This is a genomic window from Streptomyces sp. NPDC037273, assembly GCF_055603625.1.
Window position 1 is genome coordinate 126,107 of sequence record NZ_JBVJVO010000020.1, and the last position, 12,512, is coordinate 138,618.

Below are 12,512 nucleotides of genomic sequence, written 5' to 3' on the forward strand. Positions count from 1 at the left end.
CCGACGGCACACGGCGGGAAGGGCCCCGGGATCGCTCCCGGGGCCCTTCCGTACGTTCCGCGTCCGCGTTACGGCGCCGCAGGGCGCCCCACCAGCTCGCGCAGCACGTCCTCCATCGTGACGAGACCGGCCGGCTTGCCGTCCTCGTCGAGGACGGCCGCCAGGTGCGTACGGCTGCGGCGCATCGCCGTCAGCACGTCGTCGAGCGGCGTGACCGCGCGGACCCGGGCGATCGGCCGCAGCGCCGACACCGGGAACGGTATGTCGCGCGGCGAGACGTCCAGGGCGTCCTTGACGTGCAGATAACCGAGGATCCGGCGCTCCGCGTCGACCACCGGGAAGCGGGAGAAGCCCGTCCGCGCGGACAGCGCCTCCAGCTCCTCGGGGGTCGTGCCGACCTCCGCGTACACCACCTTCGCCGCGGGCATCACGACGTCCCGCACCGGGCGGCGGCCCAGTTCGAGGGCGTCGTGCAGCCGCTCGGCGGCACGGTCGTCGAGGAGTCCGGCGTCGCCCGCGTCGGTGACCATCCGGGCCAGCTCGTCGTCCGAGAAGGTCGCGGCGACCTCGTCCTTGACCTCCACGCGCAGCAGCTTGAGCAGCGTGTTCGCGAAGGCGTTGATCGCGAAGATCACCGGGCGCAGCGCCCGCGCGAGCGCCACCAGGGGCGGCCCGAGCAGCAGCGCGGAGCGGGTCGGCTCGGCCAGCGCGATGTTCTTCGGGACCATCTCGCCGAGCAGCATGTGGAGATACGTCGCGACCGACAGGGCGATCACGAACGAGATCGGGTGCACGAGGCCGTGCGGGACGCCGACCGCGTCGAAGACCGGCTCCAGGAGGTGCGCGATGGCCGGCTCGGCGACGATGCCGAGGACCAGCGTGCACAGCGTGATGCCGAGCTGCGCCGCGGCGAGCATCGCGGAGACGTGCTCCAGACCCCAGATGACGCTGCGGGCCCGGCGGTTGCCGCCCTCGGCCAGCGGCTCGATCTGACTGCGGCGGACCGAGATCAGGGCGAACTCGGCGCCGACGAAGAAGGCGTTGACGACCAGCGTGAGCAGGCCGATCAACAGCTGGATCACGATCATCGGCGGGCCTCCCCGGTCTCCTCGCCGGACTCCCCGGCGTCGTGCGCCGGGGCGTGCATCAGCACACGCGCGGCGCGCCGCCCGGAGGCGTCCACGACGTCGAGCCGCCAGCCGGCCAGCTCCACGCTGTCACCGACGGCCGGGATGCGGCCGAGCTCGGTGGCCAGGACACCCGCGAGCGTCTCGTACGGGCCGTCCGGCAGGCGCAGACCGATCGCCCCCACCTGGTCCATCCGGGCGGCGCCGTCGGCGGACCAGAGCTCGCGCCCGTCCGCGTCCTCGCCGGCCCGTGCCAGGTCCGGAGTCTCGTGCGGATCGTGCTCGTCGCGGACCTCGCCGACGACCTCCTCGACGATGTCCTCCAGGGTGACGACTCCGGCCGTACCGCCGTACTCGTCGATGACGACGGCCATCGTCTGCTTGCCGGAGAGCCGGTCGAGGAGACGGTCCACGGTCAGGGTCTCGGGCACGAGCAGCGGCTCGCGCAGCATCTCGCCGATGCGGCGGCGCGGACGCTGGTCGGCCGGTATGGCCAGCACGTCCTTGATGTGCGCGATGCCGACGACCGAGTCGAGGTTGCCGCGGTAGACCGGGAAGCGGGAGAGACCCGTGGCGCGGGTCGCGTTCGCCACGTCCTCGGCGGTGGCCTGCACCTCGAGGGCGGTGACCTGCACGCGGGGCGTCATCACGTTCTCGGCGGTCAGCTCGGCCAGGTTGAGCGTACGGACGAACAGCTCGGCCGTGTCCGCTTCCAGGGCGCCCTCCTTGGCGGAGTGGCGGGCGAGCGCCACGAGCTCCTGCGGGGAGCGCGCGGACGCGAGCTCCTCGGTCGGCTCCATGCCGAGCCGGCGGAGCATCCGGTTCGCCGTGTTGTTGAGGTGGCTGATCAGCGGCTTGAAGGCGGCCGTGAACACCCGCTGGGGGGTCGCCACCACCTTCGCCACCGCGAGCGGCGAGGAGATCGCCCAGTTCTTCGGGACCAGCTCGCCGACGACCATCAGGACGACGGTCGACAGGGCCGTACCCAGGACAAGGGCGACGGAGGACGCGACGGAGGGGGAGAGGCCGAGGGCCTCGACCGGGCCGCGGATCAGCTTGGCCACGGAGGGCTCGGCCAGCATGCCGACGACCAGGTTGGTCACGGTGATGCCGAGCTGCGCCCCGGAGAGCTGGAAGGTGAGCGACCTCACGGCCTTCAGGGCGCTCGTCGCCCCGCGCTCGCCGCGCTCGGCGGCGGCTTCGAGCTCGCCGCGCTCGACGGTCGTCAGCGAGAACTCGGCCGCGACGAACGCACCGCACGCGAGAGCGAGGAGGAGCGCGAGGAGGAGCAGAAGCACTTCGGTCATCGGTTCACCTCCGTCCCATGATCAGTCAGGGGGAGAAGGATCGCTCGGTGTCGGCCGTCGAAGTGTCGGCCGTGGGATCCGGAACGTTCGGAACCAGTGCTACTGGGAGGCTCGCCCATGGGCGGACGCTCACACCTTTCGGTCGTCGGGATGAGACACCATGGTAAAGGACGGGCAAAGGGCGGTGGTGAACCGGGCCCGCGGTCACTCCGTGACCGGCTTCACGCCGTGGTGGCCAGGGCCGGGCCCGCCGTTCAGTCCGTGAGCGGCTTCACCCAGCGGCGCCAGCGCTCCTCGCGCTCGTAGCCGGCGGCCGACCACAGCAGCCGGCCCGTCTCGTTCGCCTCGAGGACCATCGCGTCCGCGCGCCGACCGCCGAGCGTGACGAAACGCTCCTCCGCCGCCCGCAGGAGCGCCGTGGAGATGCCCTGCCTGCGCTGGGAGGGCAGCACGGCGAGCCGGTACAGCGAGGCGCGCCAGCCGTCCCAGCCGGCGATCACGGACCCCACGATCCGGCCGTCGGCCACGGCGAGGATCAGGGCCTCGGGGTCGCGCTCGACGAGCCGGGTCACCCCGTTCACGTCGTCCGAGATCGACGTCCCCTCGGCCGACTCCTTCCAGAAGGTCAGGACGTCTTCGGCGTCGGCGGGCGTGGCGGCGCGTATCTGCAGATCGATCATGGCGGGATCCCACCACGGGGAGCCGGGCCGCCGCCACGGAGTTCCGGGTGGCGGGACGGCGCGGCGAAGAGGTCTCCGGAGACGGACCGCCGCGGCACCGTTCAGCGCCGCGCCACGCCCAGGACGCAGGGCGACGACGGCAGGCGCGGGCCCTTCTCGGGGAGGTCGAAGGAGCGGTACGAGACGAGGGCGAAGCCGGCGGCGGTGAGCTCGGCGAGCGGGGCGCGGGAGGTGTGGCAGCCGCCGAAGAGCAGCGGCCAGACCGTGCGGTCCAGGCCGCGCTGCACCCGGGCGAGTCCCGGCGTTTCCGCCGCCCCGTGCTCGAAGAAGCGGAGCTCGCCCCCCGGGCGCAGCACCCGGCGCACCTCCGCGAGCGCCTCCGGCACGCTCCGTACGGTGCACAGGACCAGCGAGGCGACGGCCGCGTCGAACGCCCCGCCCTCCACCGGAAGCGCCTCCGCCGTGCCCGGCACCACGGTCACCGGGACGGGAGCCCGGCGCGCGGCCTCCTCGGCGAGGCGCCGCAGATGAGGTTCCGGCTCGACCGCCACCACCTCGGTGACCCCGGCCGGATAGTGCGCGAAGTTCAGCCCGTTCCCGGCGCCCACCTCGACCACACTGCCGCCGAGCCCGGCGAGGAGCTCCTCGCGCAGGGCCCCGAGCCCGCCCCGCGCGTCGGCGGACACGCTCACGCGCGCGTAGAACCGGGCGAACAAGGGATGCCGGACACGCGGCCCCCGCGCCCCGCTCGCGAGCCGGTCCGGACGCGCGGTCATCGGACGCCCCACACGTACCTGGTCGCGGTCATCGGACGCCCCACACGTCCCCGCACGCGCTCACCGGACGCCCCTCATCCCGTCACGAAGCAGAACTCGTTGCCCTCCGGGTCCCGCATGACCTGGAAGGAGCCCTGCTCGTCCGTCACGAGGTCGCCGACCCTGACCGCGCCGGTGGCGAGGACCTCGTCGGCGGCCCGGGCCGGGTCCGGGACCTCCAGGTCGAGATGGACCCGGTTCTTCACCGACTTGCCCTCCGGCACGCGCTGGAAGGCGAGCCTGACGAACCCCGGCGGGTCCACGTACGACCAGTCGTCCGTGCGATCGACCGGCTCACCACCGAGTAGACCTGACCAGAAACGGACGAGTGCGGCCGGGGCGGCACAGTCGAAGACGATCTCCTGAACGTGAGCGCGCATACACCCACCCTACGCAGCGCCTGACGCCTCCCCGGACGTCACGCCCCGACGGACTCCGCGAACGCGTCCGCGTCCCACACGCCGCCGAGTGCCGGGGCGAGCCAGTCGCCCGCCGCCGCGCGGAAGGCGGCGGGGTCCAGGGAGCCGGAGCCCTCCGGGACGGCGCCGAGCAGGGGTGCGCCGGCGGCCCGCGGGAGGTCGGTGAGGTTGCAGCGGGCGGCGAGGTCGGGGGTGGCGGGCCAGCTGCCGACGACGACGCCGAGCTGCTCGATGCCCCGGGCGCGGAGCGCCTCGCCGGTGAGGGTCGTCGAGTTGAGGGTGCCGAGACCGGCCGGCACCACGACGAGGACGGGCGCGCCGAGGAGCGAGGCGACGTCGGCGAGGGTGCCGCCCTCCTCGTCGAAGCGGACGAGGAGGCCGCCGGCGCCTTCCACGAGCACGAGGTCGTGGGAGGCGGCGAGCTTCCGGGCCGCCTCGGCGACCTGGGCGGGCCCGACCGGGGCGAGGCCGGCCCGCCGGGCGGCCGTATCGGGGGCCAGCGGCTCGGGGAAGCGGCCCAGTTCGGCGGAGGTCACCGCGCCGGACAGCCGGACGACCTCGTCGGCGTCGCCGGGCTCGTCCGGACCGACTCCCGTCTGCGCGGGCTTGAGCATGGCGACCGACCGGCCGGCGGCGGTGGCGGCGGCGGCCACCGCGGCCGTCACGACCGTCTTGCCGATCTCCGTCCCCGTACCGCTGACGACGATGATTCCCACTGCTGTCCCAGTCCCTTCCTCGCTCAGCCTTCGATCGCGGCGGCGCGGACCGCCGCGCAGATGCGTGCCAGGTCCTCGTCGCCGGTCACGTACGGCGGCATCGTGTAGATCAGATCGCGGAACGGGCGCAGCCACACGCCCTCCCGGACCGCCGCGCGGGTCGCGGCCGCCATGTCGACGTCGTGGTCGAGCTGGACGACGCCGATCGCGCCGAGAACGCGCACCTCGCGCACGCCGGGGAGGTCGGCCACCCCGGCGAGGCCCTCGCGCAGGCCCTTCTCGATCCGCTTGACCTCGACCTCCCAGTCCTGGGAGAGCAGCAGGTCGAGCGAGGCACAGGCCACCGCGGAGGCCAGCGGGTTGCCCATGAACGTCGGCCCGTGCGCGAGCACCGGCACCTCGCCCTGGGAGATCCCGTCGGCGATCCGGCTCGTGCAGAGCGTCGCGGCCATCGAGAGGTAGCCGCCGGTGAGGGCCTTGCCGACGCACATGACGTCGGGGGAGACCCCGGCCTGGTCGGCGGCGAACAGCGTGCCCGTACGCCCGAATCCGGTGGCGATCTCGTCGAAGACGAGCAGCACGTCGTGCGCGTCGCAGGCCTCGCGGAGCACCCGCAGATAGGCGGGGTCGTGGAAGCGCATGCCACCGGCGCCCTGGACGATGGGTTCCACGACCACGGCGGCCAGTTCGTGGGCGTGGCGCCCGATCTCGGTGCGGAGGAGTTCGGCGTACGACTCCTCGTAGGCGACCGGCGGGGCGTCGACGAAGACCTGTCGCTGGAGCACGCCCGACCACAGCTCGTGCATCCCGCCCTGCGGGTCGCAGACCGACATGGGCTGCCAGGTGTCGCCGTGGTAGCCGCCGCGCCAGGTGAAGAGCCGCTGCTTCTCGGGGCGGCCGAGGGAGCGCCAGTACTGCAGGCACATCTTGGCCGCGACCTCGACGGAGACGGAGCCCGAGTCGCTGAGGAAGACGTGCCGCAGCGGCTCGGGGGTGATCTCGACGAGCCGGGCGGCGAGCCGGACGGCGGGCTCGTGGGTGAGCCCGCCGAACATCACGTGGCTCATCTTGTCCAGCTGGCCGCGCACCGCCTCGTTGAGCACGGGGTGGTTGTAGCCGTGGATCGCCGACCACCAGGAGGACATGCCGTCGACCAGCTCGTCCTGCCCCTCGGCCGGTTCGGCGAGCCGGAGGCGCACCCCGGACGCGGACGCGACGACCAGCGGTTCCGCCCGGCCCGGCATGGGGCCGTACGGGTGCCAGACGTGCGCCCGGTCCAGGGCGAGCAGTTCGTCGTTACGCATTCGGCGCCAGGTCCGTGCCGGCGCCCCGGCGGCGCACGGCCACCAGGTCGGTCCGGGCGGTGTTCGCCGCGGCCTCGGCGGCGGGCGCCTCGGCCGGCGTCTCGGCGTGGCCGCCGCACGGACCGCAGCCGCCACCGGCGTGCGAGCCGCAGCCCGCGCCCTCGGCGGACGCCTGCGAGCCACAGCCCGCGCCTTCGGCGGAACCGTGCGAGCCGCAGCCGCCGGCCGCCGCCGCGAGCGCGTCCGCGCGGTGCTTCGGGAGCGTGGTGGTGCCCGCGCCCTCCACCTCGAAACCGGCGTCCGCGATCATGTCCAGGTCGGCCTGGCCGGCCTGGCCCTCGCTGGTCAGGTAGTCGCCGAGGAAGATCGAGTTGGCGATGTTCAGCGCCAGCGGCTGCATCGAGCGCAGGTGCACCTCACGGCCGCCCGCGATCCGCACCTCGACGTCGGGGCAGACGAACCGGACCATCGCCAGGATCCGCAGGCAGCGCTGCGGGGTGAGGTTCCACTCCTTGGCGAGCGGGGTCCCCTCGAAGGGGATGAGGAAGTTGACCGGCACCGAGTCCGAGTCCAGCTCGCGCAGCGCGTAGACGACGTCGACCAGGTCCTCGTCGCTCTCGCCCATGCCCGCGATCAGGCCCGAGCACGCGGACAGACCGGCGGCGTGCGCCTTCTGCACGGTGTCCACGCGGTCGGCGTAGGTGTGGGTCTTGGTGATGTCCCCGTACGTCGCCTCGGACGTGTTCAGGTTGTGGTTGTACGCGTCGGCGCCGGCCTCCCGCAGCCGCTCCGCCTGGCCGTCCGAGAGCAGACCGAGGCAGGCGCACACCTCGACGCCCTCGTTCTGCTCCTTGATCGCCTCGATGGTCTTGCCGACCCGCTCGACGTCACGGTCCGTCGGACCGCGCCCGCTCGCCACCAGGCAGACCCGCTTGGCGCCGCCGGCGACACCGGCGGCGGCCGCCTGGGACGCCTCGTCCGGCTTGAGCCAGGTGTACTTGAGGATCTCGGCCTTGGAGCCGAGCCGCTGCGAGCAGTAGGAACAGTCCTCGGGGCAGAGCCCGGACTTCAGGTTGACCAGATAGTTCAGCTTCACCCGCCGTCCGAACCACTGACGGCGCACCTTGCCGGCGGCCGCCACCACATCGAGCAGTTCGTCGTCGGAGGTCGCCAGCACGGCGAGCGCTTCTTCACGGGTCGGCAGCTCGCGCCGCAGCCCCTTCTCCACCAGCGTGTTCAGCAGGTCCATAACCTGAGATCCTTGCCTACCGTCCGGCCCCGGGCCAAGGAGGATCCGAACAAACGACTCCGATCGGGGTGTGTGGATGACCACATCCCGACCTCGGCTTCCTCCCGCTAGGGTCTGTGCGCTGCCTACAAAAGGATCGCCGCATGCCACAGGCCGACGACGGGCGGGCCGAGGCCCCGCGCCGTACCGCGTTCGACTGGACCGACGCCGAGGCGCGCCGCCGTGCGGAGGCCGGTCTCGTGCGTACGCTGCGGCCCCGGGCGGCCGAGTCGGACCTCCTCGACCTGGCGAGCAACGACTACCTCGGGCTCACCCGACGCCCGGAGGTCACCGAGGCGGCGGCCGAGGCGGCGCGGCGCTGGGGCGCCGGCTCCACCGGCTCGCGGCTCGTCACCGGCACCACCCGGCTGCACACCCGGCTGGAGCGCGAACTCGCCGACTTCTGCGGCTTCGAGGCGGCCCTGGTCTTCTCCTCCGGCTACACCGCCAACCTGGCGGCGCTCACCGCGCTCGGCGGCCGGGACTCCCTGATCGTCTCCGACGCCGCCAACCACGCCTCGATCGTGGACGGCTGCCGCCTGGCCCGCGCCGAGACCGCCGTCGTCCCGCACACCGACCCCGAGGCCGTACGCAAGACCCTGGACGCGCACCCCGGGCGACGGGCCCTGGTCGTCAGCGACTCGGTCTTCTCCGTCGACGGCGACAAGGCCCCCCTGGCCGAGCTCGCCGAGGCCTGCCGCGCGCACGGCGCCGGGCTCGTGGTGGACGACGCCCACGGCTTCGGCGTCCTCGGCGCCGGTGGCAGGGGAGCCCTGTACGAGGCGGGGCTCGCGGGCGACGAGGACGCGGTCGCCACCCTCACCCTCTCCAAGTCCCTGGGCAGCCAGGGCGGCGCCGTCCTCGGCCCCGCCCGGGTGATCGAGCACCTGGTGAACGCGGCCCGCACCTTCATCTTCGACACCGGTCTCGCCCCGGCCGCCGCCGGCGGCGCGCTCGCGAGCCTGCGGCTGATCGCCGGGGAACCGGGCCTCGCCGAGCGGGCCCGTACCGTCGCGACCACCCTGCACCGGCTGCTGACCGACGCCGGCCTCACCTCGGCACGGCCCGACGCGGCCGTCGTCTCGGTCCGGGCCCCCTCGCCGGAGGCGGCGCTCGGCTGGGCGGCGGACTGCCGCGAACAGGGCCTGCTGGTCGGCTGCTTCCGCCCGCCGTCGGTGCCGGACGGCATCTCGCGGCTGCGGCTCACGGCGCGCGCTGACCTCTCCGACGCGCAGATCGAGCGGGCGGTGGAGACGATCCTGCGGACGGCGCCGGCTTTCTGAGCGCGGGGCCCGGCGCGGTCCCAAGCGCGTTTCCAGGCCGCAGAGTTCACCGCTTCGGGCGACAGATGGGGACATATCTTGGTGGAACCCCGCCCGGGGCGGCACGATCGGTGGCACTCTGACGCGAAGCGCAATCCGGGGCACTGATCCCGGCGGGAAAGGGACAGCGTCGCCATGGCAGATCATCAGGAAGCATCCGTCACGCTGCCGAGCGAACCCGCCTCGGTCCCCACCGCCCGGCGGTACGTCGCGGAGGTCCTCACCGGCTGGGGTCTCGACGACGACGGCGACACCGCCGACTCGATCCGCCTGATCGTCTCGGAACTCGCCACCAACGCCGTCCTGCACACCTTCGGCCAGTCGCCGACGTTCACCGTCGACGTCCGGCTGGTCCGCGGGGAACTCCTGCACGTCGGCGTGACCGACAGCCATCCCCGCCGGCCCCGGCGTCTCCCCGCCGCCGTCCAGCAGGACAACGGCCGCGGCCTCGTCATCATCCGCTCCCTCGCGGCCGAAGCCGGCGGCCGTCTCTCCGTCACCCCCACCGAGGAGGGCGGCAAGACGGTCTGGATCACGCTGCCCTGGACAGCGGCCCGGGTCCCCAGCCTCTGACCCGGCCGGCTACCCGGTGTGCTCCCGCTGCGAGGGCCACGAGCCTTCGGCGAAGTGGCGGGCCCAGTAGTAGGGGTTGACCTCGGCCAGCGTGCGGGCCTGCCAGCGGGTCGGGTCCTCGGGGTCGGGCACGCCGACCTCGACGTCGGGCCCCCACAGGGCGAGCCGCTCCTGGCAGATGCCACAGGGCGGCAGCACGACGAAGCGGCCGTCCTCCGGGTCGCGGAAGACGCAGACGGAGGCGGTGATCCGCCGGTCCAGGGTGTACGCCTGGCAGAAGGCGCCCGTCTCCTGGCAGAGGGTCACGCCGACGTTGATGTTGTCGAGGGCGACGCTGGTGAGGATGCGGCCGTCGTCGAGGTAGACGGCCGCGGCGCCGCCGGGCTCGTCCGGCGTCCAGCGTTTCTCCAGCTGGGCGACGGCGGCGTCGACGAGTGCTTGATCGAGTCTCATCGCGGCATCCTAGGGAGCCGCTCGGACGGTTCGCCGGGCTTTTCGTTCCGGCGGGAGGGGTGCGGCGGCGCCACCGCACCCCCTTGTGCCGGGTCAGTGTCCGGCAGTGATCATCGGACGCGGCCGTAGTAGACCTTCGAGGACCAGATCTTGTCGAGCTTCACCCAGGATCCCGTCTTGGGCGAGTGCCAGATCTTGCCGCCGCCGGCGTAGATGCCGACGTGGTAGACCCTTCCACCCGAGTGGAAGAAGACCAGGTCCCCCTGTTGTCTGCTGGACGCGGAGATGTGCCGGGTCTTGTTGTACTGCTGCTGCGCTGTGCGGGGCAGCCACTTGCCCGCCTTCTTGTACGCGTAGAGCGTCAGACCGGAGCAGTCGAACCTGGTGGGTCCGGTGGCTCCGTACCGGTAAGGCGATCCCTTCTTGGACGCGGCGACGCTCAGTGCCTTGTTCGCGTGTGTGGTCGCTGCCTGGGCCTCCGGCGCCGCTCCTGGTGCGAGCAGCGTGCCGCCGACGGCGGCGAGGGTGAGAGCCGAGACGGCTCCGGCCCGGGACAGCAGGGACGGGACGTGCATCTGCGCGGTCATGCGCAACCCTTCGTCAGCCGCCTGCGAAGGATGACCTGTCGGGTTCGGGCTGGCGAAGATGCCCGGCCGCGGCTGCGGCTTCACCCCAAGGGACGGCCACGCTGCCGGAACAGCGCGTTCGCCCCGTAAAAATCGGGTCCTCCACTCCTGCCGATCCACTCCTGTCGACCAGACGTCCGGGACAGCGGCAGGACTCGGCGTCCGCCCGGACCGCCCCGCCGCGGCGGCGGGGGCTTGTCGTCGTCAGGGATCTTGACCCACGTCATGGTCGAAATCCGAGCTGAAACGGCGATATGTGAGGCTCCTCACGACTGATCCATTCGGGTGGACAGGCAGCCTTTGGGATCTTCACAGGTGTGGCCGACGAGCCCCGCACCTGCGGCGGAACGTTCGATTCCGCCAAATGCGTACACCGGTTGCGCAACTCGCTCGCTTCCTGTGTCGACTCGTCGACTACGCCGAACGGGGGAGGGTTTCTGCGGCGCGCGTCGGCCGACCGGACCTCGACACGACACGCCGGAATGTCAACTCGCCCGAGTGCGGGGGACGGTGACCCGGTCGGCCCGGCGCTCGCCGTCCAACACCCTTAGGGCGCGCGCCAATGTGTCCGCGTGCACCTCGCTCTCGCCCCGCATATGCATGAGCGTCAGCGCTTCCCGCAGCGCCTCCACCCGTCCGACCAGGGCTTGTGCCGCGCGCAGTGCCCCATAGGTATGCGAACCCCTGGATGGGTTGATCTTCCCCAGGAGGTCGACGACTTCGAGGTACGCGTCGACGAACTCGCCCTCGGCCCGGGTCAGTGCGGGCAGCGGCGGCAGCTCGGGGACCACGGCCGGCTCACCGCGCCGCGCCGCCGGCGGACTCCCGCCGGCTGAGGACGACGTGGTCGGCCAGGCCGTACGCCACCGCCGCAGGCGCGTCCAGGACGGTGAGGCGGTCGATGTCCGCGTCGATCCGCTCCCGGCTCCGGCCGGTGTGTTCGGTGAGCATGCCGGCCACCAGGGCCCGCAGCCGGAGCAGTTCGCGCGCCTGGAGGTCGAGGTCGCTCGGCTGTCCGCGCAGCGGCTCGTCCAGGGCGGGCTGTTCGAGCGTGACCCGGGCGCCCGGCAGGATCAGGCGCTTGCCCGGGGTGCCGGCGGCGAGCAGGACGGCCGCGGTGAAGACGGCCTGGCCGAGGCAGGTGGTCTCCACGTCGCAGGAGAGCGTCCGCATCGTGTCGTAGACGGCGGTCATCGCGCTGATCGAGCCGCCGGGGGAGTTGATGTAGAGCGAGATGTCCCGGCCGGGCGCCGCGTAGTCGAGGTGCAGGAACTGGGCGATGACGTCGTTGGCCGAGGTCTCGTCGATCGGCGTGCCGAGGAAGACGATCCGGTTCTCCAGGAGCTTGGAGTACGGGTCGAGGGTGCGGGTTCCGTGGCTGGTCCGTTCCGTGAACTCGGGCAGGACGTGGCGAGCATCCATGACGGGCACCTCCATCTGTAAAAAATGTACAGGATGTACAGACCGTAAGATGTGGAGCATGACCTACGAGATCCCGGTGACGCAAGCCCGGGCCGAGCTCGCCGACCTCATCAACCGCGTCGTCTACGGCGGTGAGCGCGTCGTCGTCACCCGCCACGGAAAGCCGCTCGTGGCCCTGGTCTCCGCCGCTGACCTGGAACAACTCGAAGCGGCCGAGAAGCCGGCCGACGAGCAGGTGGTCAGCTCCGTCTCCGGCCTCCACTCCCTCGACTCCGCTCCCGGCGAACAGCGCCGCTTCGGCATCGCCGCGCATCACGGCGAGCCGGGCGCTTCCTGAACGACAAGCCGCGTGGGCCCCCCCCGCCCCGGGGGAGAGGGGGAAGGGGACTTTTTTTTGCTCGGTCGGGGGTGTGCTCTCCCCCCCCCTTGAACGACACCAGGGGAGGTGATACCCCCGTCC

15 protein-coding genes and 1 riboswitch are annotated in these 12,512 nt (G+C 72.6%); of the genes, 3 read left to right on the top strand and 12 right to left on the bottom strand.

Annotation, left to right across the window (positions count from 1 at the left end):
• Nucleotides 1–68: 68 nt before the first annotated feature.
• The 8 genes from ACZ7G1_RS35320 to bioB all read right to left on the bottom strand — a co-directional run bounded on the left by ACZ7G1_RS35320 (nt 69) and on the right by bioB (nt 7,617).
• A complete protein-coding gene (locus ACZ7G1_RS35320) occupies nt 69–1,088 on the bottom strand; it encodes a hemolysin family protein (protein WP_470878981.1) in 1,020 nt (339 codons plus the stop codon).
• Nucleotides 1,085–2,434 (bottom strand): hemolysin family protein, encoded by a 1,350-nt coding sequence (locus tag ACZ7G1_RS35325; RefSeq protein ID WP_470878979.1) that lies wholly within the window; start codon nt 2,432–2,434, stop codon nt 1,085–1,087. The genes ACZ7G1_RS35320 and ACZ7G1_RS35325 overlap by 4 nt, the downstream gene beginning before the upstream one ends.
• Before the next feature lie 254 nt (nt 2,435–2,688).
• Nucleotides 2,689–3,114 (bottom strand): GNAT family N-acetyltransferase, encoded by a 426-nt coding sequence (locus tag ACZ7G1_RS35330; protein WP_470878977.1) that lies wholly within the window; start codon nt 3,112–3,114, stop codon nt 2,689–2,691.
• 101 nt (nt 3,115–3,215) lie between these two features.
• On the bottom strand, nt 3,216–3,890 hold the full coding sequence (locus ACZ7G1_RS35335; RefSeq protein ID WP_470878975.1) for a class I SAM-dependent methyltransferase: 675 nt from the start codon (nt 3,888–3,890) through the stop codon (nt 3,216–3,218).
• A gap of 74 nt (nt 3,891–3,964) precedes the next feature.
• On the bottom strand, nt 3,965–4,309 hold the full coding sequence (locus ACZ7G1_RS35340; RefSeq protein ID WP_470878973.1) for a VOC family protein: 345 nt from the start codon (nt 4,307–4,309) through the stop codon (nt 3,965–3,967).
• A gap of 38 nt (nt 4,310–4,347) precedes the next feature.
• Nucleotides 4,348–5,064, bottom strand: coding sequence for a dethiobiotin synthase (gene bioD / locus ACZ7G1_RS35345; protein WP_470878972.1), 717 nt, complete (start codon nt 5,062–5,064; stop codon nt 4,348–4,350).
• A gap of 23 nt (nt 5,065–5,087) precedes the next feature.
• Nucleotides 5,088–6,368, bottom strand: a complete 1,281-nt coding sequence (locus tag ACZ7G1_RS35350; RefSeq protein ID WP_470878971.1) for an adenosylmethionine--8-amino-7-oxononanoate transaminase — start codon at nt 6,366–6,368, stop codon at nt 5,088–5,090.
• Nucleotides 6,361–7,617 (bottom strand): biotin synthase BioB, encoded by a 1,257-nt coding sequence (bioB, locus tag ACZ7G1_RS35355; RefSeq protein WP_470878969.1) that lies wholly within the window; start codon nt 7,615–7,617, stop codon nt 6,361–6,363. The genes ACZ7G1_RS35350 and bioB overlap by 8 nt, the downstream gene beginning before the upstream one ends.
• Nucleotides 7,618–7,760: 143 nt before the next feature.
• Here bioB and ACZ7G1_RS35360 point away from each other — a divergent pair, with 143 nt between their 5' ends.
• Both ACZ7G1_RS35360 and ACZ7G1_RS35365 read left to right on the top strand, forming a co-directional pair.
• The gene (locus ACZ7G1_RS35360; RefSeq protein WP_470878967.1) at nt 7,761–8,939 is read left to right on the top strand and encodes an 8-amino-7-oxononanoate synthase; all 1,179 of its coding nucleotides are present in this window, start codon (nt 7,761–7,763) and stop codon (nt 8,937–8,939) included.
• A gap of 174 nt (nt 8,940–9,113) precedes the next feature.
• Nucleotides 9,114–9,551, top strand: a complete 438-nt coding sequence (locus ACZ7G1_RS35365) for an ATP-binding protein (RefSeq protein ID WP_470878965.1) — start codon at nt 9,114–9,116, stop codon at nt 9,549–9,551.
• A gap of 9 nt (nt 9,552–9,560) precedes the next feature.
• Here ACZ7G1_RS35365 and ACZ7G1_RS35370 read toward each other — a convergent pair whose 3' ends face one another.
• The 4 genes from ACZ7G1_RS35370 to ACZ7G1_RS35385 all read right to left on the bottom strand — a co-directional run bounded on the left by ACZ7G1_RS35370 (nt 9,561) and on the right by ACZ7G1_RS35385 (nt 12,052).
• Entirely contained in the window at nt 9,561–10,004 is a 444-nt protein-coding gene (locus ACZ7G1_RS35370; protein ID WP_470878964.1) for a cytidine deaminase, read from the bottom strand.
• Nucleotides 10,005–10,114: 110 nt separating this feature from the next.
• The gene (locus tag ACZ7G1_RS35375) at nt 10,115–10,591 is read right to left on the bottom strand and encodes a C40 family peptidase (protein ID WP_470878962.1); all 477 of its coding nucleotides are present in this window, start codon (nt 10,589–10,591) and stop codon (nt 10,115–10,117) included.
• A 3-nt stretch (nt 10,592–10,594) separates the two neighbouring features.
• A riboswitch (cyclic di-AMP (ydaO/yuaA leader) is annotated at nt 10,595–10,725 on the bottom strand.
• 390 nt (nt 10,726–11,115) lie between these two features.
• Nucleotides 11,116–11,421, bottom strand: coding sequence for a hypothetical protein (locus ACZ7G1_RS35380; protein ID WP_470878960.1), 306 nt, complete (start codon nt 11,419–11,421; stop codon nt 11,116–11,118).
• A 7-nt stretch (nt 11,422–11,428) separates the two neighbouring features.
• Complete coding sequence (locus ACZ7G1_RS35385; RefSeq protein WP_470878959.1) at nt 11,429–12,052, bottom strand: ATP-dependent Clp protease proteolytic subunit; 624 nt, start codon at nt 12,050–12,052, stop codon at nt 11,429–11,431.
• Nucleotides 12,053–12,110: 58 nt separating this feature from the next.
• On the opposite strand from ACZ7G1_RS35385, the gene ACZ7G1_RS35390 reads away from it, so the two are divergent.
• Nucleotides 12,111–12,389: a type II toxin-antitoxin system Phd/YefM family antitoxin gene (locus ACZ7G1_RS35390; protein WP_470878958.1), complete on the top strand. Its 279-nt coding sequence runs from the start codon at nt 12,111–12,113 to the stop codon at nt 12,387–12,389.
• Nucleotides 12,390–12,512: the final 123 nt, after the last annotated feature.

Bases quoted from the DNA above. Each gene is read 5' to 3' on its own strand.
- ACZ7G1_RS35330 (WP_470878977.1), bottom strand. From the start codon at position 3,114: ATGATCGATCTGCAGATACGCGCCGCCACGCCCGCCGACGCCGAAGAC.
- ACZ7G1_RS35320 (WP_470878981.1), bottom strand. From the start codon at position 1,088: ATGATCGTGATCCAGCTGTTGATCGGCCTGCTCACGCTGGTCGTCAAC.
- ACZ7G1_RS35385 (WP_470878959.1), bottom strand. From the start codon at position 12,052: ATGGATGCTCGCCACGTCCTGCCCGAGTTCACGGAACGGACCAGCCAC.
- ACZ7G1_RS35370 (WP_470878964.1), bottom strand. From the start codon at position 10,004: ATGAGACTCGATCAAGCACTCGTCGACGCCGCCGTCGCCCAGCTGGAG.
- bioB (WP_470878969.1), bottom strand. From the start codon at position 7,617: ATGGACCTGCTGAACACGCTGGTGGAGAAGGGGCTGCGGCGCGAGCTG.
- ACZ7G1_RS35340 (WP_470878973.1), bottom strand. From the start codon at position 4,309: ATGCGCGCTCACGTTCAGGAGATCGTCTTCGACTGTGCCGCCCCGGCC.
- ACZ7G1_RS35325 (WP_470878979.1), bottom strand. From the start codon at position 2,434: ATGACCGAAGTGCTTCTGCTCCTCCTCGCGCTCCTCCTCGCTCTCGCG.
- ACZ7G1_RS35375 (WP_470878962.1), bottom strand. From the start codon at position 10,591: ATGACCGCGCAGATGCACGTCCCGTCCCTGCTGTCCCGGGCCGGAGCC.
- ACZ7G1_RS35360 (WP_470878967.1), top strand. From the start codon at position 7,761: ATGCCACAGGCCGACGACGGGCGGGCCGAGGCCCCGCGCCGTACCGCG.
- ACZ7G1_RS35335 (WP_470878975.1), bottom strand. From the start codon at position 3,890: ATGACCGCGCGTCCGGACCGGCTCGCGAGCGGGGCGCGGGGGCCGCGT.
- ACZ7G1_RS35390 (WP_470878958.1), top strand. From the start codon at position 12,111: ATGACCTACGAGATCCCGGTGACGCAAGCCCGGGCCGAGCTCGCCGAC.
- ACZ7G1_RS35365 (WP_470878965.1), top strand. From the start codon at position 9,114: ATGGCAGATCATCAGGAAGCATCCGTCACGCTGCCGAGCGAACCCGCC.
- ACZ7G1_RS35350 (WP_470878971.1), bottom strand. From the start codon at position 6,368: ATGCGTAACGACGAACTGCTCGCCCTGGACCGGGCGCACGTCTGGCAC.